26 protein-coding genes are annotated in these 24,677 nt (G+C 66.4%); 12 read left to right on the top strand and 14 right to left on the bottom strand.

Features of this window, described 5'->3' with window-relative positions; genetic code table 11:
- Position 1: 1 nt before the first annotated feature.
- From QX048_RS34380 to QX048_RS34370, 3 genes are all read right to left on the bottom strand, one after another.
- The gene (locus tag QX048_RS34380; protein WP_315825455.1) at positions 2–214 is read right to left on the bottom strand and encodes a hypothetical protein; all 213 of its coding nucleotides are present in this window, start codon (positions 212–214) and stop codon (positions 2–4) included.
- Positions 215–410: 196 nt separating this feature from the next.
- Positions 411–797 (bottom strand): fluoride efflux transporter CrcB, encoded by a 387-nt coding sequence (gene crcB / locus QX048_RS34375; RefSeq protein ID WP_315825456.1) that lies wholly within the window; start codon positions 795–797, stop codon positions 411–413.
- A 176-nt stretch (positions 798–973) separates the two neighbouring features.
- Complete coding sequence (locus QX048_RS34370; RefSeq protein ID WP_315753699.1) at positions 974–1,573, bottom strand: superoxide dismutase; 600 nt, start codon at positions 1,571–1,573, stop codon at positions 974–976.
- 106 nt (positions 1,574–1,679) lie between these two features.
- On the opposite strand from QX048_RS34370, the gene QX048_RS34365 reads away from it, so the two are divergent.
- Both QX048_RS34365 and QX048_RS34360 read left to right on the top strand, forming a co-directional pair.
- Positions 1,680–2,213, top strand: a complete 534-nt coding sequence (locus tag QX048_RS34365; protein WP_315753701.1) for a GNAT family N-acetyltransferase — start codon at positions 1,680–1,682, stop codon at positions 2,211–2,213.
- Between the two features lie 1,036 nt (positions 2,214–3,249).
- Positions 3,250–3,684, top strand: coding sequence for a DUF2147 domain-containing protein (locus QX048_RS34360; protein ID WP_315716527.1), 435 nt, complete (start codon positions 3,250–3,252; stop codon positions 3,682–3,684).
- Between the two features lie 6 nt (positions 3,685–3,690).
- Here QX048_RS34360 and QX048_RS34355 read toward each other — a convergent pair whose 3' ends face one another.
- A complete protein-coding gene (locus QX048_RS34355) occupies positions 3,691–4,839 on the bottom strand; it encodes a DUF3095 domain-containing protein (protein ID WP_315716526.1) in 1,149 nt (382 codons plus the stop codon).
- A gap of 152 nt (positions 4,840–4,991) precedes the next feature.
- Here QX048_RS34355 and QX048_RS34350 point away from each other — a divergent pair, with 152 nt between their 5' ends.
- Positions 4,992–5,792 carry an RMD1 family protein gene (locus QX048_RS34350; protein ID WP_409977997.1) on the top strand — a complete coding sequence of 267 codons (801 nt, stop codon included), beginning with the start codon at positions 4,992–4,994 and terminating at the stop codon, positions 5,790–5,792.
- 213 nt (positions 5,793–6,005) lie between these two features.
- On the opposite strand, the gene QX048_RS34345 is transcribed toward QX048_RS34350, so the two are convergent.
- Positions 6,006–6,722, bottom strand: a complete 717-nt coding sequence (locus QX048_RS34345) for an MgtC/SapB family protein (RefSeq protein WP_315772367.1) — start codon at positions 6,720–6,722, stop codon at positions 6,006–6,008.
- A gap of 156 nt (positions 6,723–6,878) precedes the next feature.
- Between QX048_RS34345 and QX048_RS34340 the strand changes: the two genes are divergently transcribed.
- On the top strand, positions 6,879–7,286 hold the full coding sequence (locus QX048_RS34340) for a hypothetical protein (protein WP_315716524.1): 408 nt from the start codon (positions 6,879–6,881) through the stop codon (positions 7,284–7,286).
- A gap of 10 nt (positions 7,287–7,296) precedes the next feature.
- On the opposite strand, the gene QX048_RS34335 is transcribed toward QX048_RS34340, so the two are convergent.
- The 5 genes from QX048_RS34335 to QX048_RS34315 all read right to left on the bottom strand — a co-directional run bounded on the left by QX048_RS34335 (position 7,297) and on the right by QX048_RS34315 (position 13,968).
- Positions 7,297–9,591 (bottom strand): heavy metal translocating P-type ATPase, encoded by a 2,295-nt coding sequence (locus QX048_RS34335; RefSeq protein WP_315828459.1) that lies wholly within the window; start codon positions 9,589–9,591, stop codon positions 7,297–7,299.
- Between the two features lie 99 nt (positions 9,592–9,690).
- Positions 9,691–10,422 (bottom strand): SDR family NAD(P)-dependent oxidoreductase, encoded by a 732-nt coding sequence (locus tag QX048_RS34330; protein WP_315828458.1) that lies wholly within the window; start codon positions 10,420–10,422, stop codon positions 9,691–9,693.
- Complete coding sequence (locus QX048_RS34325) at positions 10,415–11,803, bottom strand: AMP-binding protein (RefSeq protein ID WP_315828457.1); 1,389 nt, start codon at positions 11,801–11,803, stop codon at positions 10,415–10,417. Before QX048_RS34325 ends, QX048_RS34330 begins: the two co-directional genes overlap by 8 nt.
- The gene (locus QX048_RS34320; protein ID WP_315716519.1) at positions 11,790–12,035 is read right to left on the bottom strand and encodes an acyl carrier protein; all 246 of its coding nucleotides are present in this window, start codon (positions 12,033–12,035) and stop codon (positions 11,790–11,792) included. The genes QX048_RS34325 and QX048_RS34320 overlap by 14 nt, the downstream gene beginning before the upstream one ends.
- Before the next feature lie 127 nt (positions 12,036–12,162).
- Positions 12,163–13,968: a long-chain-acyl-CoA synthetase gene (locus tag QX048_RS34315; protein ID WP_315828456.1), complete on the bottom strand. Its 1,806-nt coding sequence runs from the start codon at positions 13,966–13,968 to the stop codon at positions 12,163–12,165.
- 176 nt (positions 13,969–14,144) lie between these two features.
- Between QX048_RS34315 and QX048_RS34310 the strand changes: the two genes are divergently transcribed.
- Positions 14,145–15,131, top strand: coding sequence for a tripartite tricarboxylate transporter substrate binding protein (locus tag QX048_RS34310; protein WP_315828455.1), 987 nt, complete (start codon positions 14,145–14,147; stop codon positions 15,129–15,131).
- A gap of 26 nt (positions 15,132–15,157) precedes the next feature.
- Here the strand turns inward: QX048_RS34310 and htpG are convergent, their stop codons facing one another.
- Both htpG and QX048_RS34300 read right to left on the bottom strand, forming a co-directional pair.
- Positions 15,158–17,029, bottom strand: coding sequence for a molecular chaperone HtpG (htpG, locus tag QX048_RS34305; protein ID WP_315753715.1), 1,872 nt, complete (start codon positions 17,027–17,029; stop codon positions 15,158–15,160).
- Positions 17,030–17,097: 68 nt separating this feature from the next.
- Positions 17,098–17,616 (bottom strand): MarR family transcriptional regulator, encoded by a 519-nt coding sequence (locus QX048_RS34300; RefSeq protein ID WP_315753717.1) that lies wholly within the window; start codon positions 17,614–17,616, stop codon positions 17,098–17,100.
- 124 nt (positions 17,617–17,740) lie between these two features.
- Between QX048_RS34300 and QX048_RS34295 the strand changes: the two genes are divergently transcribed.
- The 7 genes from QX048_RS34295 to QX048_RS34265 all read left to right on the top strand — a co-directional run bounded on the left by QX048_RS34295 (position 17,741) and on the right by QX048_RS34265 (position 23,493).
- Positions 17,741–18,283, top strand: a complete 543-nt coding sequence (locus tag QX048_RS34295; protein ID WP_315716514.1) for a VOC family protein — start codon at positions 17,741–17,743, stop codon at positions 18,281–18,283.
- A 51-nt stretch (positions 18,284–18,334) separates the two neighbouring features.
- A complete protein-coding gene (locus QX048_RS34290; protein WP_315753719.1) occupies positions 18,335–19,972 on the top strand; it encodes an FAD-dependent oxidoreductase in 1,638 nt (545 codons plus the stop codon).
- Complete coding sequence (locus tag QX048_RS34285) at positions 19,969–20,163, top strand: DUF2783 domain-containing protein (RefSeq protein ID WP_315716512.1); 195 nt, start codon at positions 19,969–19,971, stop codon at positions 20,161–20,163. Before QX048_RS34290 ends, QX048_RS34285 begins: the two co-directional genes overlap by 4 nt.
- Positions 20,164–20,410: 247 nt before the next feature.
- Positions 20,411–21,061 (top strand): Mpo1-like protein, encoded by a 651-nt coding sequence (locus QX048_RS34280; protein WP_315753721.1) that lies wholly within the window; start codon positions 20,411–20,413, stop codon positions 21,059–21,061.
- Between the two features lie 126 nt (positions 21,062–21,187).
- Positions 21,188–21,598, top strand: a complete 411-nt coding sequence (locus QX048_RS34275; RefSeq protein WP_315753724.1) for a hypothetical protein — start codon at positions 21,188–21,190, stop codon at positions 21,596–21,598.
- A 750-nt stretch (positions 21,599–22,348) separates the two neighbouring features.
- Positions 22,349–22,783, top strand: a complete 435-nt coding sequence (locus QX048_RS34270) for a VOC family protein (protein WP_315753726.1) — start codon at positions 22,349–22,351, stop codon at positions 22,781–22,783.
- Between the two features lie 56 nt (positions 22,784–22,839).
- Positions 22,840–23,493 carry an HAD-IA family hydrolase gene (locus QX048_RS34265; RefSeq protein WP_315753728.1) on the top strand — a complete coding sequence of 218 codons (654 nt, stop codon included), beginning with the start codon at positions 22,840–22,842 and terminating at the stop codon, positions 23,491–23,493.
- 25 nt (positions 23,494–23,518) lie between these two features.
- Here the strand turns inward: QX048_RS34265 and QX048_RS34260 are convergent, their stop codons facing one another.
- Together QX048_RS34260 and QX048_RS34255 are read right to left on the bottom strand one after the other, a co-directional pair.
- Positions 23,519–24,001 (bottom strand): hypothetical protein, encoded by a 483-nt coding sequence (locus tag QX048_RS34260; RefSeq protein ID WP_315828454.1) that lies wholly within the window; start codon positions 23,999–24,001, stop codon positions 23,519–23,521.
- A gap of 152 nt (positions 24,002–24,153) precedes the next feature.
- Positions 24,154–24,642, bottom strand: coding sequence for a DUF427 domain-containing protein (locus QX048_RS34255; protein ID WP_315828453.1), 489 nt, complete (start codon positions 24,640–24,642; stop codon positions 24,154–24,156).
- Positions 24,643–24,677 lie beyond the last annotated feature (35 nt).

Genomic DNA, 24,677 nt, shown 5'->3' with positions numbered 1-24,677 from the left:
GTCACCGCATCGCCAGCCAGACGATCAGCCAGAGCACCGCGCTCGCCGCGAGCGCCGCGCCGAGCCGCGTCGTCACCGGCATGCGCAGGATCGACCACGGCGCGGGCTGCGCCGGATGCGGCGCCGCGGGACCGTGGCTGTGGGCATGGCCGTGACCATGCCCGTGCGCGTGCGCATGCGAATGGCCGTGGCTATCGAGGGCAGACTGCGTCATTTCGTCATGATGTTACATTATAACATCACCGCTGTCCACCGCAGGCGGGGCGTTTGTGGCATCGGAGGTCGTGGTTCTCACCCCGTCATTGCGAGCGCAGCGAAGCAATCCAGGCTGCCCAAGCGGAGGGATTCTGGATTGCTTCGCTGCGCTCGCAATGACGGCGGAGACAGACCGCCTCCCGTCAACCAGCGCGTCAGCTGAAATACCGCACCAGCGCCAGGCCGGCGAACAGGCCGGCGATCGAGATCCCCACCGACCCCAGCACGTAGACCGCAGCCAGTCCCAACGCGCCCCGCTCATACAGCAGTGCGGTGTCGAGCGAGAACGCCGAGAACGTGGTGTAGCCGCCAAGAATGCCGGTCATCAGGAACAGCCGCCAATGCTGGGGCGCGCCGCCCTTGAAGGCGAGATACCCGGCGATCAGACCCATCACGGTGGAGCCGGTGATGTTGATGATGAAGGTGCCGTACGGGAAGTCCGTCCCGAATGCCTTGGCGCTGGCCATGTTGATCGCGTGCCGTAGCGAGGCGCCGCAGCCGCCGCCGAAGAAGACGAGAAAGAATCCGATCAGTTGATTCACGGGACCTTACCTGCAGACCGCATCGAGAGACGGAATGCCCTGCCCTCGTCGCGAATGGAGCAAAACTCTTGCCGCAAGGGCGCCGCTCTTGCAAGGATCGCCCTCGTCAAAAGCCTTGCCATGAAAAAGGGCGGCGAGCCGAAGCCGCCGCCCTGGTCACTTGCTTGCGTCAGCGATCAGATCGCCTTGCCGTAGAGCTCGTCGACGTAATCCCAGTTGATCAGGTTCTCGACGAACGCCTTCAGATAGTCGGGACGGCGGTTGCGATAGTCGATGTAGTAGGAGTGCTCCCAGACGTCGCAGCCGAGGATCGGGGTCGCGCCGTGCACCAGCGGGTTCTCGCCGTTCGGGGTCTTGGAGATTTCGAGCTTGCCGTTCTTGACCGAGAGCCAGCACCAGCCAGAGCCGAACTGGCCGACGCCGGCGGCCGCGAAGTCGGCCTTGAACTTCTCGAAGCCGCCGAGATCCTCGTCGATCTTCTTCTCGAGCCGGCCGGGCAGCTTGGAGCCGCCGCCGTTCGGCTTCATCCAGGACCAGAAATGGATGTGGTTGAAATGCTGGCCGGCATTGTTGAACACGGCGGGGTTCTTGCCGAACGAGCCCTTGACGATCTCCTCGAGGGACTTGCCTTCGAATTCGGTCCCCTTGATCGCATTGTTGCCGTTGGTCACATAGGCCTGGTGATGCTTGTCGTGGTGGTACTCGAGCGTCTCCTTGGACATGTAGGGGCCGAGGGCTTCATAGGCGTAGGGCAGAGGGGGGAGCGTAAAGGTCATGGGGTCGGTTCCGCAACTTGTGAGAAGACGGGATTTAACGGGACCTCCTTATAGAAGGTTCCGACGCCGTAAAACACCGTGATTCTGGAAAAAGCGAGCCGATTTGATGAGCATCGAGATCGAGGTCCTGAATGGAGACACGTCCTGGCCGCTGGCGAAGCCGCTGTATGACGCGATCTGGCCGCCCGAGGTGGTCGCGAGCCTACCCTGGGCAGGTATCACTTTTGCGCATGCCGATCTGCGCGTGCTGGTGCAAGACGAGAGCGGCGACCTGCTCTGCCACGTCGGCATCTATCGCCGCCTGGTGAAATGGAACGGGCAGAACGTCAACATCGGCGGCATCGGCGGCGTTTTGACGCGCGCGGACGTGCGCAATCGTGGCCTGGCCACCGTGGGACTCAACGCCGCGATCCAGACCCTGCGGCACGAAGACTCGATCAACTACGCCGTGCTGTTCTGCGCGCCGGATCGCATCGCCTTCTACGGCGCAAGGGGCTTCATCCCGTTCGACGGCGACGTCTACGCCGAGCAGCCCGACCAGGGCCGCATCCGCTTCGACACGCTGTCTGCGCTCGTGCACGACGTCAAGCGCACTGCGCCGACCCGCGGCACCATCGATCTCTGCGGATTGCCGTGGTGAGGCCGCTCTCCCCTGTCGTCCCGGACAAGCGCGCGGTACGCGCGCGCAGATCCGGAACGACCTACCCCCAGGCAGACGTTTGAGGCACGCTGGTCATGGCACTTTGCCCATGATGTCCGCTGCGGAGGATGGGTCCCCGCTCGAGGCCGGGACGACAGCGGAGCACATGGCCCCGGATTCCGAAAAAAATAATTCGCTTGCGTTTTTCAAGAAATCATGCTTGTATCCCGGCATCCCGCCTCACCGCAGAGGGGCGTAGCGCGCGATCGTCACGACACGCGAGGTGGGGATGCGATGGCCGCGTTGCTGCCGCAGCATGCTTATCGGCGTGCGGACGAACGGTAGCACGCGGACGTGAAGTCGCAGCGTCCTGACACCCCGAAGCTGGTGTCAACCTGGCGCAATGCTCACGCATGGCGCTGGGGATGGTGGCCAACAAGCCCGGCGCACCAGGGAGACTGCGTATAAGCGTGAAGACCGTCGCGCAGGGAATGCCGGTTGAATCGGCTTTGCCTGTGGTACCTGCCGCCTGCATTCTTTTCGCAGGCGGGCCATGGGTGAGGCCTTCACCCGGCATTCCCTGCGCCCTCTGCATTTCGAGAGGGACGAACTGATCGCAGACCTCGGGCGCGATGCGCCGCGAGACTGCAAAGCCATGTCCATCGCTGTTTGAACCGTGAAACCGCCTCACCCGCCGTCGTCGTCCCGGACAAGCCGTGACGCGCGCCAGCGCGGCATGGCGCCGATCCAGGACCCATACGCGGCGGCGACGCGAGATGCGAAAAGCCAATCGCCGGCGCGTTTCGAACCGCTCCCTGGGGGTATGGATCCCGGTTCAAGGGCCGGGACGACAGCCGAGTTTGTTGCCGCAATCAAAACCATTTCCCGGCACATGCATGAGACAACCGAACAAGGAATTGAGACGGCTCGGCAGCCATGCACCTGATCGTGATGATCCCGCTTTGGACAACCGCTCCTCTGCGATTGCAACTGCGCCGTTTGCTGTTATGGAAACGCGGCTTCAACGGGGGGTAAGATGATTTGGAAATTGCGTTTGGCTGGTCTTGCGCTGGCGACCGTCGTGATGGCGCAGCCCGCTTTGGCCGCCGATGATCCGACCGGCACCTGGCTGACCCAGGCGGGCGACGCCAGGATCAAGGTCGCCAAATGCGGCGCCAATCTCTGCGGCACCGTCGTGTGGCTGAAGGAGCCGATGGACACCGACACCGGCAAGCCGGCCGTCGACAACAAGAATCCCAATCGCGCGCTGGCCAACCGCCCGATCATCGGCCTGCAATTGTTCGAAGGCGTTCACTCGGAGGGGCCGAACAAATGGTCCGGCAAGATCTACAACGCCGATGACGGCCAGAGCTACACCAGCCACATCTCCGTCTCCGGCCCGGATACGCTGAAGGTGGAAGGCTGCGTCGGATCGCTGTGCGGCGGCGAGACCTGGACCCGCGCGCGCTGATCACTCTCAGGCGACCGCGGCCTTCAACGCGGTCGCAGCCGATGCGTAGCCGCCTCGCGCGCCGTCGATGAAGTGGACGTGATCCGGCCGGATCGCGGACGGCGTGAAGCAGGTCATCATCGCGGCATCTTGCCGATGCAGCCCGTAGCGGACGATGCCGCGCGAAGCCGCCGCGCCGAGCCGGCGCTCCAGCTCCTGCGCGAGCTCGTCGGTGCAGTCGAGGATCATGCGCAGCGCATCGTCATATTTGCGGAAGTCGGAATTCTCGACCACCTGCTGCTTGTAGAGATCCGGCACGAAGCCGCCGATGCTGATGTTGAACCGCATCACGGCATAGACGAACAGCGTACGTCCGAGCACGCGGGCCCAGCGCGACAACAGCGGTCCGCGCGCGGCGCGGACCTCGTAGCCAAATCCCTGCGGCGGCCATCGCAACGCCGGCGCGCCGGCCGGCACCGGCCGCCCGGCATCGGGGCTGCGCTCGGTGAGGGTGATGATCTCCTCGATCACCTTGCGATAGGCCTGCGCATCCGCGCCGGGAGCCGGCAGCACCAGCACCGACAGGATGACCCCGCGCGCCGCCGGAATCTCCTCGAAGCGGCACGAGAGTCCGGACAGATCGGGCTGCGCACCGGACGGCGCCGGGGGAATCGCGAACTCGCCCCGCTTCATCGCGGCCTCGGCCCAGCCCACTCCGCCGCCCGCGAACATCGCATAGGACAGATTGGCCGACGGACCGTAGCGCGCCACGCGGACATCGAGCCCCTGCGCGCGGATCGCCGTCACGGGCACCAGCGCGACGCGCATCGCGAGAGCGAGATCCTCCCTGACCCAGGTCGCGGTGGCGGCAAGGGCTTCGCGCGCGGCCGCTTCGTCATCCGGGCTGACGGCGAAGCTGGCGCCGTCACCGCCGAACACGAACGGGAATTCGCGCCCCTCCAAGGCATTGGTGACCGCGGCGATGACCGCCGCCCCGGCCATGTTGACCGCCTTGTAGCGCCTGTCGGCGATCGCCTTGGTCGACTCGACGATGTCGGCCGTGCCGATCAGCCAGTCGTCCGGCACCGGCTGGTAGAGCTGCGGCTCCATCAGGCGCGCGAAGCCGCGAAACACCGGGATCGAGGCATAGTAGTCCGCAGCACTGGTCTTCGACATCGAGAGGCATCCATCCGGGGTGCGCGTCCAATGAGGAGCTACGTTCCTTCCTGTCAAGCGGGTTCAGGCAGCGATATTCGGCAACGGACGTGTCGCCAGGCTTGCGCCGCGTTATCGTTCTGTCGGGCTCGACGTGCTAGCCTTTCACCATCATGGCCGACTCCTCCCCCGTTCCACAACTCGCCGCCCGCGCGCTCCAGATCGCGGACCGCATCAATACCGCCGGCTTCGAAGGCCAGGTGCTGTCGGCGACGCCGCTTGCGGTCCGCATCGGCGAGACGGGAGTTGCCGTGGTCTTCCGCTACGGCGTCGTCGTCTTCATCGGCCTGTCGGTGGCCGAGGAGATCAACTTCCTCGACCGGCTGAGCGCGCGGCTGTTCGGCCCGATCGCGCCCCACGAGGAAGAGACGGCCAAGGTCCAGGTCGCGCGCGAATCCGACGAGCCGATCCCGGTCGGCGGCCCGGTCCTGGTCAAGGAATTGTCGCTGGAGCGACTGCTCATCGTCGCCGATGCGCTGGCGAAGAGCGTCGTGCTCGGCCGCAGCGAGCGCGAGATCGCCAACGTGTTCGACACCATCGAGCCGTTCGCGCGCGAGCTGGCGATGCTGGGACGAACATCGAAGAGCCGGGTGGCGATGCTCAAGCTGCTCGGCGAGGCGCTGCTGGTGCAGCACCGCGTCTCCGGCCGCGTGGCCGTCGGCGAAAAGCCGGACGTGTTGTGGGACCGGCCAGATCTGGAGCGGCTCTATGCGCGGCTCGAGGACGAGTATGAGCTGAAAGAGCGCGAGGACACCCTCAACCGCAAGCTCGCGGTGATCGCCGAGACGGCGACCACGCTCGCCGACATCATCGACACCAAGCGCTCGCTGCGGCTCGAGGTCATCGTCGTCATCCTGATCGCCTGCGAGATCGTGCTCGGCTTCTATGAGATCTTCGCCCGCGGCGGGCACTGACGATGGAGCTGCCGCACGCCTGACGACTGACGGCGCTGCATTCAGCGATGGTTCAGGCGCGACATGGAACTTTCGCATGGGCGCGATGAGCGATGCAGGGGATATCGAACCATGACGTGGGTGGGGAGCTTGCCACGGCCGCCGGCGGCCGGCAGCCACGAGGTGTGGCGAGCGCCCCGCCGCCGGTGCGGCGATGCTGGTCCGGCAATGCCGTCACACCAGCGCCCTGACGTTCCAGGTCGCATGACGGACCCCGGCGAGCTTCGCCAGCTCGGACACGACGCGGTCGAGATCGACCGTATCGACCGCGAGCGGCACCAGCGTCGCGACGATCTCGACGATGTCCTCGGAGCGATAGACGACCTCGGTCTCCCGCACCGGGTATTTGGCCGCCTCCAGCCGCTCGTCGAGCGCCTCGCGCAGCTCGGCGGCGCGCAGCCCGTCGGTGGTCAGGACGATCTCGTAGTGCGCCTCCGACGTCTGCGCATTGAGCGGGATGCGATCGATCGCGTTGACCAGCGGCCGCAGCAGCGTGTTGCCGGCCAGCACGAACACGGTCAGCGCCACCGATTGCGCGATCAGGTCGGCGCCGGCGCAGGCGCCGACCGCGGCGGACGCCCACAGCGTCGCCGCGGTGTTGAGCCCGCGGACGTTCATGCCCTCCTTCATGATCGTGCCGGCGCCGAGGAAGCCGATGCCCGACACCACATAGGCGATGATCCGCACCGCGCCGTCGGCGCCGGTCAGGCGGTTGCCGAGATCGACGAAGGCGGCCGCGCCGACGGCGACCAGCACGTTGGTGCGCAGGCCGGCGCTGCGCTGCCGGTATTGCCGCTCGGCGCCGATCAGCGTCCCCAGCACGAAAGCTGCGAACAGGCTGACGAGCGTGTCGAGGAAATCATAGACTTGGAAAGTGTGGAGGAATCGCATGGGCTTGCTGACTGTCTGCAGTATTAAGCTCCGTGGCCTGCCTGGCAGCAGCGACACGCGTGGCATCCGGCGGCGGAACCGCCGCGAGAGGCCGCTTTCTTAGGACGTCCTTGATCGAAATCAAATCCCAGTCCCTCCCGCATACTTTAGGCTGATATGATCAACAGGCAGATGACGTCCGGCAAACACATGACGCCATTCTCCGACGTCCGCAGGGATCACAGCCCGGCCGTCCGGCTGGGGCATGATGCGGTGAGTGCGGTGAAGCTGTCCCAGGAGCTCACCGCCGAGATCGACGCCTGGGCGGAGGCTCACCAGATGACACGCTCCGACGCCATCGGCCAGTTGCTCACGATCGGCCTGCATGCATCGCGGCCGGCAGCAGCCGGGCAGCCCACGTCGCGGGATCCCGTCGCCATCGAGCAGAATGCGATCCGGCTGATCGATCGGATGCTCGATCCGAGCCTGTCGGCCGAGGAGCGCCAGCGGCGGATCCGCCGCCTGATCGAAGGTCCTGCGGAATTTGCCAACGAACGGATCGACCTGCCGCGGCATCCGGGCTGACGCGAACGGTTCAGGCGGCCGAGCGCGCCACCACGGCCTCGTAGATGTCGTCCTCCTGCGCCGTGTGCATGCGCACCAGCGTTTCGATCGCCTCGATCACCCGTTGCGCATCGCGGATCAGATAGCGGTCCACATGCTCGGACGGCAGATCCTCGACCAGCCGGCCGAGCAGGCGCGCCAGATGCAGGATCTCGCGATGCGCCCGGCTCATCGCCGACAGGCCATGGCTCTCCTGCAGGAGCCGCGCGAGCTTCGGATAGACCGATCCTTCGTCGTCGCGCTCATGCGCCACGACCTTGTCCTGCACCAAGCCGTTTGCCTCCATGATCAGCGCCACGGCGCCGTCCGGCGAGGCTTCGTCGAGCGCATCGACGATCGAGCGCAGGCGGTCGAGGCCGCGCAGCAGCGCCTGGTGATCATGCCTGAGCCCTCGGCCGTCTTCGGCCGTGATCCGGCCGGCCTTGCTGCGTCCAGCCGGGAACAGAGCGCGGAGCGCGTTCAGGATGACGGCGACGTCGATGGCCTCCTGGACCAGGGCCGCAGGTACCGGCTGCAGCAGCCCGAAGGCGGCGGCCCCCATCGCGACGAACGACAGGCCCATGCCGGCGAAGATGCTCTCCAGGGCGACGCGTCGGGCGCGCTGGGCGATCACGATCGCCTTGCCGACCCGATCGAGCCGATCGGCCAGAATGACCACGTCGGCGGCTTCCGACGAGGCGCTGGCGCCGCGGGCGCCGAGCGCGATGCCGACGTCGGCGCAGGCCAGCGCCGGGGCGTCGTTGATGCCGTCGCCGACCATGATGGTGGGATGCAGCCGCTGCTCGCTCCTGACCGCCTCCACCTTGTCGGAGGGGACACGGTCCGCCAGCACGGCGTCGAGGTCGAGCGCCGCGCCGATCGCCTGCGCGGCCGCGGCGCGGTCCCCGGTCACCATGACCATGCGCGCGATGCCGGCCTCGCGCAGCCAGCGGATCGCCCGCGGCGTATCCGCGCGCAGCTCGTCCGCCAGCAGCAGCGCCCCGATCGGGCGCCCCTCGACGGCGACGAAGACGATCAGGGCCGAACGCCATGACGCGCGGCGGATCGCGCGCGCCGCCCAAGCCGGCGGCGTGCGGCTGCCGAGCACGAGGTCGCGCGAGCCGGCCATCACAGGGCGGCCATCGATCAGCCCTTCGAGGCCCGAGCCCATCGTCTCCCTGACCTGTTCGGGCACCTTCAGCTTCAGCCCGCGGGCCTGGCCGGCCTGAACGATCGCGTGCGCCACCACGTGGTGCGAGGCCTGCTCGAGCGATGCGCAGAGCAGCAGCACCGCATCGGCGTCCTCGCCCGGTGCCGCGTCGACCGAGAGCAGCCGCGCGCCGCCGACGGTCAGCGTGCCCGTCTTGTCGAACAGCACGGTATGGGCACGCGCGAGCGCCTCGAGCTTGCCGCCGCCTTTGACCAGAATGCCACTTCGGGCCGCCTGCGCCACACCCGCAATGAAAGCGACGGGTGCGGCGAGAATCAGCGGGCACGGCGTTGCCGCCACCAGCACGGCAAGACTCCGGATCAGATCGCCCGAGGCCAAATAGGCGGCCCCCGCAATAGCGAGGCTTACGGGCAGGAAGATCAGCGCGTAGCGGTCGGCAAGGCGCACGAACGGCGCTTTCGCGGTCTGGGCCGTCGTCACCAGCTTGACGATGCCGGCATAGGTGCTTTCGCCCGCGGTCGCCGTGACGGCCATTTCGAACGTGTCGCCGGCGTTCACCGATCCCGACAGGATCGCCATCCCGCGCGTCTTCATCACCGGGATGGGCTCGCCCGTGAGCGCCGACTCGTCGACGACGGCGATGGTTGTTTCGACCATGCCGTCGACCGGGACGATCTCGCCGGCGCGGACCATCAGGCGATCACCGACCGCGACGCTGGCGATCGGAACGTTGTCGATCTCGTCGCCACGACGGCGATGCGCCTCGCGCGGCGCGCGATCGACCAACGCGCGCAGATCGTGCTCGGCGCGGGCGACAGCAATGTCCTCCAGCACGTTGCCGCCGGAATACATGAGCGCCACGACAGCGCCGGCCAGCGGCTCGCCGAGGATGATCGCCGCGCTCATCGACACCAGCGCGATCGCGTCGACGCCGATGCGGCCGGCCAGAAAATCGCGGACGATCGAGACGATCAGCCCCAGGATGACAGGAACGGTCGAGGCCGTGAACGCGATCCCGGCAAGATCGGGGCGACCGAGCACATGCGCGAGGCCGCCCGCGGCGAGGCCCGCGATTGCGATCACGACGAGGGTCCACCGCAGAATGCGCTCGAACATGGATACCGGTTCCGGATTGCGCCGGCACTATCGCTGCTGCCGCCCGTCGGACGCTTGAGCGAAATCAACGGCGAGAGCGACCGATCGCCGCAAATGGCCTCAGGCGGTATTGCCTGCGTCGACCGTCAGCACGGTGCCGGTAACATTGCGCCCGCCGTCGCCGAGCAGGAATTCAACCATCGCGGCCACGTCATGCGTCTCCGGCAGCCGCCGCAACGCGCTGCGGCCGGCGATGCGCCGCTGCTGCTCCTCGTCCATGCTCTGCGTCAGCTCGGTGGCGATGAAGCCCGGCGCGATCGCGTTCACGGTGATGCCGACCTTGCCGACCTCGCGCGCCAGCGAGCGCGTGAAGCCGTTGGCGGCCGCCTTGGTCGCGCCATAGACGGACAGGCCGTTATAGCCGGTAGAGGCGATGATCGAGGAGATGTTGATCACCCGGCCCTCGCCCGCGGCCATCATGTGACGAACGACGTATTTCGTCAGGATCATCGGCGCCAGCACGTTGAGCCGCACCAGTGCCTCGATCTCCGAATTGTGCATGGTCGCGAGCAGGCCCTCGGTGCCGAGACCGGCATTGTTGACGAGACCATAGAGCGGACCGAACTCGTCGCGCACCGACTTCACGAAGGCCGGTAGTTCATCAACGACGCTGAGGTCGCAGGCGCGGAAATGAATGCCGGCGCTGCTGGCGCTGAACTCGGCCATCGCGGCGCGCAGTTCGTCGCTCTCCCGGCGGGCCACCGCGATGACGTCATAGCCCGCTCCCGCGAGCCTGCGCGCGATGGCGAGCCCGATGCCACGGCTGCCGCCGGTGACGAGAACATTATGCATCGGCGCGCGCCAGCTTGCCGGCCGGAGTGACGTCGAGCGCTGGCACGACGCGGATCATCGCCGGCACCTTGTGGGCCGCGAGACGCGCGCGACACGCGGCGAGGATCTCATTGCGGACCGTCTCACTCCGTACCGGATCGGCATCCGCCGTCAGCACGACCTCGGCGACGACGATGCCGCCGGTGATCGGGCTGCGCCGCGACTTGGCGCGCGACATCCGCACCTCGGGATGGCCATTGATCACGGCTTCGATCTCTTCGGGATGGACCTTGAGCCCGCCGACATTGATGATGCCGTTGCGGCGTCCGACGAAGTAGTAGCGATCGCCGCGCAGCTCGACCATGTCGCCGGTGTCGACATAACCATCCGTGTCGGTCAGGGCGGCGGCAGAGCGTCCGACATAGGCGTGCGCCGCGCGCCTGGAGCGGATGCGCAGCGAGCCGTCGACGACCTTCATGTCGACGGCACCGCGGCCCTCGCCGAGCAGCGTCGCAGGAAAACCCTCCAGCCCATCATTGACCGCGAAGCCGACGCCGGCCTCCGTCGAGGCGTAGGCATGACCGATCGAAGCGCCGGGAAATGCCTGCTTCAATCCGTCGAGCACAGCCTGGTCGGCGATCTCGCCGGAGAGACGCACGTAGCGCGGCGCAAAGCCTTCCACCGACCCACTCATCAGCAGCTTGCGCCAATGCGACGGCGTTCCGGACATGTGAGTGACGCCGCGTGCGTTGAGGCGCGCGATGTGGTCCGTGAGCCCCTCGCCCGGATCCGACAGCACCATCGAGCCGCCGCCGACGATGGCACGCAGGAAGATCTGCAGGCCGCCATAGCGGCGAATGTCGTAGAAGGTCGCCCACACCGGCATCGCTTCGCCAGGTACGGGGCGGTCGCCGATGATCGCGCCGCACAGGCCCTCGAGCGTATGCCCGACAATCTTCGGCACGCCCGACGTGCCTGATGTCAGCATCAGCCATTCGGTGGCACGCGCCGTTTGCACCACCTCGGCGAAAGGCTGCGGCAGGGCGACCTCGATCACGAGATCGACGCCGCAGGCGTCGAAACGCTGGACCTCGTCGGTCACGATGGCGTCGATGTCAGCATCGGCGATGATGCTGGCGAGATGCTCGCCCTTGAGATCCGGCGGACACAACAACAGGCGCCGTGCGACGCCGTCGATCTCGATCAGCGCCAAGCCGGCGAGCAACTGACCGGACGTCGCCAGCAGCACCGAACGTCCGTTGAGCTCTGCGCTGCGGCCGCCGAGGCAGCTTCCGCGCGACAGCTCGGCGAGCGATATGACGTGACGCGGATCGGAGATCGTCCGTTCGGTCAGCGCCGCCCCGAGATGGTCGCGAAGGGCGAAGATCTCACGCGGGGACATTCTCATAGGCCCCGATGAAGTCGCCTATCGTGTTGGGGAACGTCACATCCTCGGACAGGGTGAACGGATCGACGCCGAGATCGTCCTCGAGACGGGCGACCAGGATGGCGAAAGCGAGCGAGTCGAAGCCGGTCTCGTGCAACGTCAGCTCGTCGGTCAGCGGCGGCAGCTTGACCTTCTGCTCGTCCGCAATCTGCTTGATCGCTGCAATGATTCTTAACCGTACCGACATGGGCCAATCCGCTCACTGTTCAAACGATGAAACCGACCATAGGACGAGAAGGTGAAGGAAGCCGGACTTGCCAGCCATCTTTCGGGACCGTTGGTAAATACCCATCATGGCCTATGATTAAAATCATCTACAAACGAACCTCGCCGGCGAGGATCCGCGCATGGAGATCCCGATCGAGCAGGCAATAGGCACCCGTCCCGGCGTCGCGCACGTAGAGCGGCTCATGCACGATCGACGGATCGAAGCCGTCGCGCATCAGCGCCTGCTTCTTCTGCTTGAATGTTTCGGTCGACTGCAGCGACGACGTGATGCGGAGCGCCACCGGCCGAGCATAGGGCGGCAATCGGCGGGCAAGTTCCAGAGAGAGGCGATCGAGATCGAAGCTGTCGCCGACGACGAGCGCAGCCATGCCGGCGCGTCCGTCCCTGCCGGGCACGACGACACCATAGGTCGATGCTTCCAACACGCCGGGACATTGCAGGATCGCCTCGTTCACCTCGCTGGTCGCGACGTTCTCGCCCTTCCAGCGGAAGGTGTCGCCGAGACGATCGACGAAATAGAAGAAGCACTGGTCGTCCTGGCGCATCAGGTCACCGGTGCGGAACCAGGCATCGCCCTTGGCGAAGACGTCGCGCAGGATCTTCTTCTCGGTCTCGCCTGTATCGGTATAGCCTTCGAAGCGGCCGCCTCCCTGGTCCGCCGTACCGATGCGGCCAATGGCCTCGCCGATCTCGCCGCGCGCGCAGACCAGGCACCGCCCGTCAGCTCCGCGCAAGGGTGCGCGCTGGTCGGCATCCAGCTTGATGATTTCGGCGGGAAAGCGATGCGCAAGCAGCGACGGCACGCGCCCGATCGATCCCACCCTGCCCTCGACATTGTAGAGTGAGAAGTTGCCTTCGGTCGCGGCATAGAATTCCAGCACCTGGGGGATGGCGAAGCGCGCCTGGAACGCCTCCCAGACGTCGCCGCGCATTCCGTTGCCGCAGGCGAGCCGCAGCCGATGGGCGCGGTCGAAATCGGATGGCGCGGCGGCCAGCAGATAGCGGCAGAGCTCGCCGATATATTGCACCAGCGTGCAATCGTGACGGACGATGTCGCGCCAGAAATTGCTCGCCGAGAATTTCTCCGCGAGCACCGCCGCACCGCCGGCGCGCAGCATGCTACAGGGCGCGACGATGCCGCCGACGGAATGATAGACCGGCAGACAGTCATAGAGGCGATCGTCGGGACCTGCGCCGGTGAGGCCGGCAAACCAGCCACCCCAGTTCATGATGCGGCGATGGCTGATACTGGCGGCCTTGGGCAGGCCCGTCGTGCCGGAGGTGTAGATCAGCAGCGCGCGGTCGTTGATCGTCACGGCGCGGCGCTCAGTCGCGTCGAGCGCGTGCGTATCCATCGCGGCGATCGCGACGTCGAGATCGCCGCCGCCGGCAATCCAGACACGCGGCCCGCCCGCGATCAACGGCGCAACCTCCGTATAGGCTTCATGGAAGTCCTTGGAGACGATCACATGGACTGGCCGAGCCACATTGATGCAATGCGCAAGCGACGGTCCGATGAGATTGGCATTGATGAGCGCAACCACACCGCCGACGCGGCTGATCCCAAGCCAGGCGGCCAGGTAGTCGGGCCGGCTCGGCATCATCAAAGCGATCGTGTGGCCAGGCCCGATGCCGTTGGCCAGCGCCCAGCGGGCGTATCGGTTGATGCGCCCAGACAGGGCGGAATAGCTCAGCGTCTCGCGATCGGAGATCAGCGCCGGCCGTTCGGGCTGCTTCGCGGCCCAGTCGTCCACCACGTCGGCGAACAGCCGCGCCGGCTCTGCCTCGATGCGCGAGATCAGCTCGATCGCCTTCAGCCAGATCTTCGCCGCCGACGGCTTCCGAGGGGCCGTGCTGAGTTCCACAGATCGATCCGACTGCCCGGAGTTCATGAACGCCCTCACCCCAATTCGGCGTGCTTATAGGCCGGGTGGCCTGACCGGCCGTTAATCGGGAGGGTTAACCGGCCGAGAGTGCGTCGCTGTTGATGCGAATGCGATCCTTTACGAAGTTCTCGGAAATGCCGGTTATCCTACCGCTCCCAGAACATGCCAACGCGAAGGCCGGCATGCCCAAGGACACGATGACACGACGCGCATTGCTGCGCTGCGCCGCCTGGAGCAGCGTTGCAGCCGTGACCTCGACCACGGCGTTCGCCGGAGTTGATGCGCCCTATCCGGCTCAGCCCGTCACCTGGGTCATTCCGTTTGCCCCGGGCGGAGCCACCGGCCGGCTGTCGCTCCTGATCTGCGATCGGCTGACCCGCCGACTGGGCCAGCCCTTCGTGCTCGATCACCGGCCGGGTGCGGGCGGCGCGACCGCCACCAAGAGCGTCGCGAGCGCCGCGCCGGACGGCTACACGATCCTTGCGACCTCGACCGCCAACGTCATTACGGCCTCGACCGACGGCTCGCCCGGCGCCGAGGGCGATCTCATCCCCGTCGCCGGCATGGCGCGCATGCCGCTGCTGCTGCTGGTCAGCCGGCAGCTGCCGGTCGAGACGCTGCCCGAATTCCTGGCCTATGCCAAGGCCAACCCGGGCAAGCTCAGCGTCGGCTCCGCCGGTCCTGGCACCGTCCAGCTGCTGTCGGCCGAGCTGTTCCGGACGCTCGGCGGCATCACCTGGTCCGTCGTGCATTATCGTGGCTCGGGGCCGGCCCTGACCGACCTCGCCTCCGGCCATATCCACGCGATGTTCGACAACGCCGCTTCCGCCGCCGACCTCCTGCGCAGCGGCAAGGTCCGGGCGCTGGCCGTCACGACGCGCGAGCATGCCGCCGCCTTCCCCGATCTGCCGCCGGTCGCCGACGTGCTGCCGGCGTTCGAAACCTCCGGCTTCTATGGCGTCGCGGTGCCGCACGGCACGCCGAAAGCCATCGTCGAGCTGCTCAACCGCGAGATCAACGCCGCGCTGGCCGATCCCGACATCAGCAGGCAGTTCGCCGAGGTCGGCGCCACGCCGCTCACCGGCGACGTCGGCGTCTATACCGCGACCTACCGCGCCGAGATCATGCACTGGCGCAAGCTGGTCCCGCAGGTCAGCGCGAAGAACTGACCTCCGCGCCCGGCGACCCGCCTGCCTCAGGCCCCCGCGACGCCCTGCAGCACCAGCCGGTTGAGACGGGCCGCGAAGGCGGCCGGATCCTCCGGCAGTTCGCCGTCGAGGATCTGCGCCTGCTCGAGCAGCAGGAACGACAGATCGTCGACCTTGGCCTTGTCGGCGGCGGCCTTGGCGACGGCGACGACCAGCGGATGGCGCAGATTGATCTCGAGGATCGGCTTGGTGCGCGCCCCGCGCGCCTGCTGCGACAGGATGCGCTCCAACTCGCGATCCGGACCATGGCTGCCGGCCACCAGGCACGACGCGCTGGTGGTAAGCCGGGTCGAGACCTTCACGTCGGTGACGTGGTCGCCGAGACTTGCCTTGATCAGCGCGATCGTATTGGCCTCGTCGGCCGCCGGCTGTGCCTCGTCCTCGGGCTTCGGCTCGGTCACCGGGATCGGATCGAAGTTGATGTCGCCCTGGCTCAGCGACTTCAGCGGCTTGCCGTCGAACTCCAGCCGTGCCGAGGTCCAAAACGCATCGACCGGATCGGTGAGCAGCAGCACCTCGACGCCGCGCGCCTTGGCGGCCTCGAGCCGCGGATTGGACTTCAGCCGCTCGATGCTGTCACCAACCAGGAAATAGATCTCGGTCTGGTTCTCCTTGAGACCTTCGACATATTGCTTCAGCGAGCGCCGCTCGCCCGATGTCGTGGTGAAGCGCGACAGCGCCAGCAGCTTGTCGCGGCGCTCGAAATCCTCGTACAGGCCTTCCTTGATCACGGCGCCGAACGAATCCCAGATCTTGTCGAAGTTTTCGGCATCCTTGTCGGCGAGCTGCTCCAGCTCGCCGATCACGCGCGTGGTCACGGCCTTGCGGATCTGCGCCAGCTGCGGATTGTTCTGCAGCATCTCGCGCGACAAATTGAGCGGCAGGTCCTCGCTGTCGATCACGCCGCGGATGAAGCGCAGATAGGCCGGCATCAGGTCGGCGTCATCGGTGATGAAGACGCGGCGGACATAGAGCTTGACCTTGCCCTTGCGCGCCGGCTCGAACAGGTCGAACGGCTTGGTCGACGGCGCGAACAGCAGCACCGCGTAGGAATAGCGGCCCTCGGCCCGGTAGTGCAGCGTCATCGCCGGCTCGTCGAACGCGTGCGCAATCGACTTGTAGGCCTTGCTGTAGTCGTCGGACGTCAGCTCGGACTTCGAGCGCTGCCACAGCGCGCTGGCGGAGTTGATCTGGCGCGGCTCGCCCTCCTCCGGCACCAGCATGATCGGAAACTGGATGTTGTCGGAATAGGCGGTGACAATGCGCTCGATCTCATAGGTTTCGAGATATTTCTTGGCGTCGTCCTTGAGGTGCAGCACGATCTCGGTGCCGCGCGTCACCCGCTTGGCATCCTCCTCGGACGCGGGCGCCACCTCGAAGCCCGCGCCGCCCGACGAGGTCCAGGTCCAGACCTCGCTGCCGCCGGCGCGCCGGCTGATGACGACGATGCGGTCGGCGACCATGAAGGCCGAGTAGAAGCCGACGCCGAACTGGCCGATCAGGCCGGTGCCGTCCTTGGCCTCGGCCAGCTTCTGCACGAACGCCTTGGTGCCGGAGCGGGCGATGGTGCCGAGATGGTCGATCAGTTCCTGGCGCTCCATGCCGATGCCGCTGTCGGCGATGGTCAGCGTATCAGCGGCCTTGTTCGGGATGATGCGGATCTGCGGCGCCTCGCCGTCGCCGATCAGATCGGGTCTGGCGATCGCCTCGTAACGCAGCTTGTCACAGGCGTCCGAGGCGTTCGAAATCAGCTCGCGCAGGAAAATGTCGGTCTCGGAGTAGACCGAATGCACCATCAGATGGAGCAGCTCGGAGACTTCGGCCTGGAAGGAATGGCTAACGGTGGCGGTGTCGGTCATCGTCGTACGTTGGCCCATGCTATCAGGGGTGGAGAGAGACCGTCGATATAGCGCGGCGGCGGCACCGATCAAGCCTTTCGGCCGGGAGGATCATCGAGCGATCGTTCGGCGGCCGCGAGCAGCTTGTCGATGACCGTGTCGAGGGTCGCGATCTCGGCGGCCGAAAGCACGCTCAGCAGCTCGGCCTCGCGCGCCAGCGCATGGGGCACGATCCTGCGGTACAGCGCCCGCCCGGCGGCCGTCAGCGCCACGATCCGCTCGCGGCCGTCCTCGGGATCGCGGCTGCGGCTGACGATCCCGCGTGCCTCCAGGCTCTGCATGGCGCGGCTGACGTTCATCTTGTCGAGCGTCGTCAGCCGGCCGATCTGCTTGGTCGGCAGCCGCGGCTGCTCGCCGAGCGCCGCGAGGATCCGCCATTCCTGGCGCGACAGCGCGAAGCGGTCGGCATAGACCTCCGCCACCGCCAGCGACACCTGTTCGGCGAGCCGGGCCAGCCGGTAGGGAAAATAGCGCTGCAATCGGAGCTCGCGCTCCGTGGCCGCTTCGCCCTGCTCGCGGTCGCGCATGTCGGTGGCCGGCTTCGTCATTGCGTCTCTGTCCTCGTCCTTCCAGCCCCTCGCGGCCTCGATCCGATCCCGGTCGGGTTGATCTGGATCAATGCCGCGCAATCGTATCATTCGTTACTATCCTGGCAACAACGGGAGGACAATCATGCAGATCGAGAAGATCCATCACGTCGCCTATCGCTGCGTCGACGCCAAGGCCACGGTCGAGTTCTACAAGAAGGTCCTCAACATGGACCTGCTCGGCGCCATCGCCGAGGACAAGGTCCCCTCGACCAAGGCGCCCGATCCGTACATGCACATCTTCCTGGATGCGGGAAACGGCAACATCCTCGCCTTCTTCGAGCTGCCGAACTCGCCGCCGATGGGGCGCGATCCGAACACCCCGGAATGGACCCAGCACATCGCCTTCCAGGTCAAGGACATGGAGGAGCTGGAAGAAGCCAAGGCGCGCGCCGAGGCCGCCGGCCTCGACGTCGTCGGGATCACCGACCACACCATCTTCAAGTCGATCTATTTCCATGATCCGAGCGGCCATCGGCTGGAGATCGCGGCCTGGACTGCAACGCCCGAGCAGATCGCGCGGATGAAGTCGGTCGCCCACGCCATGGTCGACGAATGGGCGACCACCAAGAAGCCGCCGCGGCACACCGCCTGGATGCACGAGAAGGAATTCGCAGGCAGCGACTGAGCGATTGCTCGTCCCGACAGTCCCGACCGCAACGCGCCAGGCGAGGCAGCCATGAGCAACTATGTCTATCCGCGATTTCCCTATGTCTGCTCGGCGGAGCAGCGCAGCGGCGAGACCCGCCGCCATCCGATCGTCGTGATCGGCGCCGGGCCGATCGGCCTGACAGCGGCGCTCGATCTCGCCGCCCGCGGCCAGCCCGTGGTCGTGCTCGACGACAACGATACCGTCAGCATCGGCTCCCGCGCCGTGTGCTACGCCAAGCGCCCGCTCGAGATCTGGGATCGGCTCGGCTGCGCCGCGCCGATGGTGGAAAAGGGCGTGAGCTGGAACATCGGCAAGGTGTTCTTCCGCGACCAGCTCTCTTATCAATTCGATTTGCTGCCCGAGCCCGACCATCGCTGGCCGGCAATGATCAACCTGCAACAATACTATCTCGAGGAGATTCTGGTCGATGCCTGCAACAGGACTCCGCTGATCGATCTGCGCTGGAAGCATCGGCTCGTCAGCCTCAAGCAGACCGACGACTTCGCGCAGCTCGCGGTGGAGACGCCGGACGGCATCTTCACCATGGAGGCGCAGTGGGTGATCGCCTGCGACGGCGCCAATTCCGATACGCGGCGCATGGTCGGCGCCGAGTTCACGGGTCAGTTCTTTCAGGACCGCTTCCTGATCGCCGACGTCAGGATGAAGGCGGAGTATCCGACCGAGCGCTGGTTCTGGTTCGATCCGCCGTTTCATCCGGGACAGTCGGTGCTGCTGCATCGCCAGTCCGACAACATCTGGCGCATCGACTTCCAGCTCGGCTGGGACGCCAATCCGGACGAGGAGAAGAAGCCCGAGCGCGTGATCCCACGCATCCGGGCCATGCTCGGCGAGAGCACCGAATTTGAGCTCGAATGGGTGTCGATCTATCAGTTCGCCTGCCGCCGGATCGACAATTTCCGTCACGGCCGCGTCCTCTTCGCGGGCGACGCGGCGCACCAGGTGTCGCCGTTCGGCGCCCGCGGCGCCAACACCGGCGTGCAGGACATCGACAACCTCGCCTGGAAGCTGGCAATGGTGCTGCGCGGCGAGGCGCCGGAGAGCCTGATCGACAGCTATCACGAGGAGCGCGCCTTTGCCGCCGACGACAACATCCTGAACTCGACGCGCGCGACCGACTTCATCACGCCGAAGACGCAAGCCAGTCGTCTTTACCGCGACGCCGTGCTCGACCTCGCACAGAACCACAGCTTTGCGCGGCCGCTGGTCAACAGCGGCCGGCTGTCGACGCCGACGCCCTATGTCGCGTCGTCGTTGAATACGCCTGACGGCGGCAACGTCCCCGGCGCGATGACGCCTGGCACCAATGCCGCCGATGCACCGGTGACGATCGCGGGCGAGCCCGGCTGGTTGCTGAACTGTCTCGGCTCCAGCTTCACCGTGGTCACGTTCGACCCCGCCGTGACGGCCGAGCAGCTCACCATCGACGGCATCACGGCGCAGGTGATCGTCGTCGGTCGCGACATCGCCGATGCCACGGGCCTGCTCGCGGCACGATACGGCGCCTCGCCCGGCACGACCTATCTGTTCCGTCCCGATCAATATGTCACCGCCCGCTGGCCGCAGTTCGACGGGGACGCGATCACGGACGCGGTCCGGCGCGCCTGCGGCAGGCGCGGCGCGGTCCAGCAGGAGCTTGCAGCATGAGCCTGACCCTCACCCCGAACATCAGCGATCCCGACGACTTCTATGCCGAGCTGATCGGCGGCCAGCGCGACCTCGGCGAGGACGAGGCGCTGCGCATGAACGCCAGGCTGGTGCTGCTGCTCGCCAACCATATCGGTGACCGGGCGATCCTGAGCGAGGCGATCCGGCTGGCAAGGTCGCCCGCCGGCTGACGCAGGCCGCAACACGTCACATCGGCAGCCGGCTTTGATCCGGATCAAAGCCGTTTCTCCGCATTTTGCGGCAGACAGAGAGACCAGCCGGCGAGTCGTGCGCCGGCGCAGAGTCCGCTCGCTTGCGCACATTGCGGCTCCCGATCCGATCCCGGTCGGTTTCATTGTGACAACATCATAATGTCACGCCACCTTCACCGAGGCCCTCTACGTCTTCGCCTCGTTCCACAACGGCACGGGGATTCGCATGTCGCGCTACTACAAGACGCTGCAGACGCAGCGCTTCGACGACTATCGCTACTATCATCAGAGCCGGATCAATCAGACGCTGCACCTGGTCAGCGCCGTGATCTTCCTCGTGTGCTATGCGCTCCTGTTCAAGGATCCGGCGATGGCCGGCCTGGTCGGCTGGCTCGCGATGCTGACGCGGCAGACCGGGCACTTCTTCTTCGAACCGAACGGCTATGACCACGTCAACGGCGTCAGCAACGACTACAAGGAAGCGGTCAAGGTCGGCTACAATCAGACCCGCAAGATCGTGCTGCTGACGGTGTGGGGCCTGGTGCCGGTGGCGCTGTTCGCGTTTCCGACGCTGTTCGGCCTGTTCCCCGAGCCGACCGGCCGGATGGACTTCGTCCGCCACGTCGGCCTGCTCTGGCTCGCGGTCGGCATCGGCGGCGGCCTGTTTCGCGTCATCCAGCTGTTTGCAATGCAGGATGTCTCGACGGGCCTGATCTGGGCCTTCAAGGTGCTGACCGACCCGTTCCACAACATCGCGCTGTATTGGAAGTCGCCGCTGGCGCTGCTGCGCGGCGAGCTGATCGATCCAACCATCAAGGACGCCTCGCATTGGGGCGCCGCCGAGGACGAGGCCGAAGAAGCTGCGCATCTCACCTGATCGCGAGTTCCCGCCGCCGGCCGGTCCCGCGGCGGGAGTCCTTGAGCAGACGGGCTGCAACAACATGGAACAACTCTCCTGCTGCGCCGTTGCGGCCTCAGTGCTGGCGGCCTTCAGGAGCTCCCCATGTGTGACTACAGCCTCCATACTGTTGCTTCCCGCGATGCCAAAACTGCCGACGTGCTGGTCTCCTGTCGATTTCCCGGCACGGAGACCCGCGGCTTCTGCACCAAGGACGACCCGTTGACCGCCGTCTGCCTGCGGCCGGGCACGGAGCTCGCCTTCGAAGACGATGTCCGCATCAAGGGCTTCTTCTTCCGGCGCAAGGTCGGCGCCCATCTCGCCCGCTTCCGGCAGGTCGACACCAACAAGCCGACCGAACATCACGATGCGCTCGAATTCTCCAATGGCCGAATCGTCAAGGTCACCGACCTCGCCACCGGCCAGCGCGCCCGCGTGCTGCAGATGCCGGCCGATCCGGCCGCCAAGCGCACGACCGTACCGCTCACGATCGAGCTGCGGGCGACGCAGCTCTGAAAACGTCGACATGGCCGGCGTCAGCGCCGCGGCGGCGCTGGCGTCGGGCATGACCAGCTGAAGACAATGCGCGTCGTCGGAGGCTGCGGGCCCGCCCCCTGATGACATCCTGAACATGTGATCTTGCATGCGTGTTCGCGATCCCGCGGCACGATCGGTGCCCGAGTGATGCGGCAGTCGTCCCTCTGAAAATGAGAGGGCGCGGGGAAGGCCGGGTGCTGACCGCGGCCCATGGCCCGCCTGCAACAAGAAAGCAGGCGGCAGTCACCACAGGTCGGGCCTGACAACCGGCCTCCCCCGCGCGATCGGTTTTAACGGTGTCCTTCGCGCTCTCCCTGGGGATCGGCGTTCTTGCCCCCATCGCCCGCCCCGAGCCGTCACAGCATCGAAAGCGAACTTGACCTCAGCGTCGAGAGGCCAGGACCACACGACTTCGCCGTCCGCGCCGAACTGCGCTCGTCTGGCGCAGCCGTCACGTCCATCGCAGCCCACCTCCACGTTCGTGACGACGCGTACGTCCCTCTGCACGAGGCGGGATAGGGAGAGAAAAACATGATTTCGGAAAAATAGCAACAAAAATCTTCTTCTCGGTGGCCTCGACGGGGCGATCGCGCTGAAGCAGCGATCAAGACCTGCGTTTTGGCCCGCGCTTCGCTGTGCAGCAGCGAGCGCAGCAAGCAACTGACCGCATCCATTGGACAGATCAAACGCCGTGGCTCTCGCGCGCGCTGCCGGCTATGATGGAGCAGTATGACCGCTTCATCCGACAGATTGCCCACCGGTGGCTTCGCTTCTCTCGTCCCCGAGCTCGACGTCAGTGACCTCGATGCGAGCAAGAGCTTCTGGTGCGACCTGCTGGGCTTTCGGATCGCCTATCAGCGTCCCGAAGACCGCTTCATGTATATCGAGTTGCAGGGCGCACAGGTGATGCTGATGCAGCACAACGGCAACTGGGAGACCGCCCCCCTCGAACGGCCGTTCGGACGGGGGATCAATTTCCAGATCATCATTGATGACATCACGCCGTTGCTGGCCGCGCTTGAACAAGGGAACTGGCCGCTATTCGAAGAATGTCGCGAAGCCTGGTATCGGGTGGGCGAGCGGGCACGCGGCCAACGCCAGTTTCTGGTGCAGGATCCCGACGGCTACCTGCTGCGCTTCGCGCAGGAGCTGGAATTGAAATAGGCGGCCCGCGCGCGGTCTAGTCTCTCGCCATGAACGCCCACCCGAAAGCCCACTCCGTGCAGCTCATCATCTTCGATTTCGACGGCACGCTGGTCGACAGCCGGGCCCTGATCCTCGAATGCCATCGCATCGTGTTCGCGGACTTCGGGCTGCCGGTGCCTAGCGCGCAGGACAGCTTGGCGCTGATCGGCCGCTCCCTGGAGCTCGTGCTGGCCGAGCTCGCCGGCGACGGCGCTCCAATCATGAGCATGGTGCAGGCCTATGGCCGGGTGCTGCCGCAACTACGCGGCGATGCCGCCTTTGCCGAGCGGCCGTTCGATGGAATCGGCGAGTTGCTGGGCGCCCTGAGCTGCAGGCCCGGCACCGTGCTTGCGATAGCGACCGGACATACCTCAAAGGCCGTCGTGCCGGCGCTCGAAATGCTCGGCTGGCGCGATCGGTTCAGCACCATTCAGGCGGCAGACAAGGCACCGTCGAAGCCGCATCCCGGCATGTTGCTGCAGGCGCTGGCTGAGACCGGCGTCGCGGCTGATGATGCCGTCTTCATCGGCGACACCAGCTTCGACATGCTGATGGCAAAGGCTGCAGGCGTCCCCGGCATCGGCGTCACCTGGGGCTATCACACCGCGGAGCAACTCGCCGCGGCCGGTGCAAGCCGTGTCGTGACCACGGTCGCCGAACTACGGCGCTGCCTCGACGACGCACTGTAGCACCAGCCTCCAGCGCCCAGTCTCCTCAATCAGGCAGGTTGGTAAACTTCGGCCGCCAGACGCCCAGGATGACGTTCACGGTGGCGACGCCGAGCATGACCCAGATGGCGCCCTGCTCGGTGCCGAAGTTGGGCGCAAGCGTCGCCGGATCGATCTGGCCGGCGACGGCGCGCGCGGCCTCCTCGGCGGCTTCCTGCATCGGTCCCTGCACGGCGGCAAAGCCCCATTCGAAGACGAGGATGCCGGAAGCGAGCTTGGCGAGCGCCCAGCCGGCGCTGTGCAGCGCGCGGTTGATCGCGATCGCCAGCAGGCCGGCGACCAGGGTCAGGCCGAGCGAGGGGAAGAACACGTAGCGCACGATGGCGCCCATCGCCGCGCGCATCTCGGCATAGTGCGCAAGCGACACCGACGGCTGCGGGATGAGGCCGAGCAGCACGACGAGGCAGGCCATCGCGCCCATCATGCCGATCGCGCCCATCGTGTGCAGAAACTTCATCAACCGTCGCATGGCATTCCCCCGGCGTCGTGAAGATGAGATCTGGTCCGGCAGGGATTGCGGCCCCAGCCAAGTCAGGCCGCGCTGCATGCGCAGGCTGCCGTCACCATTCATCCCTACGATCAGGATCGGCGACCGGATCATGCATCGGGACGGGAGCCTGTCTACCAGTGCCGCGTACCCGGCCCGCCCTTGAACGGTCCGACGACACGAGAGGTGATCCAGCCGCCGTAGAAATCGCCCTGTTGCGCGGCAACGCGCTCGTCGCCGACGAAGCAGGCCTCGACCCGCGAGGCATAGAACGCCAGATGGCCCGCGATCGGTGCGAATGGCGCCGTCGGCTGCTCGTAGCTCCAGGCGGCCTGCTCGGACACGCGGCCGCCGACCTCCAGCGTCCAGTAGCCGGCGACGCCCTTGAACTCGCAGAACGACCGGCCGGGCGCGCGCCGCAGCCACTGCATCGCGACATGCTGCGGCGGGATGTAGTAGACCGGAGGATGGCTGGTCTCGAGCACGCGATGGCCATCCTGCGTGTCGGCGATGGTGACGCCGGCAAATGCGACGCGCAGCCGCGCCGTGCAGCGCTCCAGCCGCGGCGGCCGCGGATAGTCCCACACCGATTCCTGGCCCGGCCCCGGCACGATGCGTCGCATGTCGCTTCTCCGTTGTGGCGCCACCGAGCGCGCCT

The organism is Bradyrhizobium sp. SZCCHNS30572, assembly GCF_032484415.1.
GTDB lineage: Bacteria > Pseudomonadota > Alphaproteobacteria > Rhizobiales > Xanthobacteraceae > Bradyrhizobium.
This window is presented reverse-complemented; position numbering and strand designations above follow the sequence as displayed.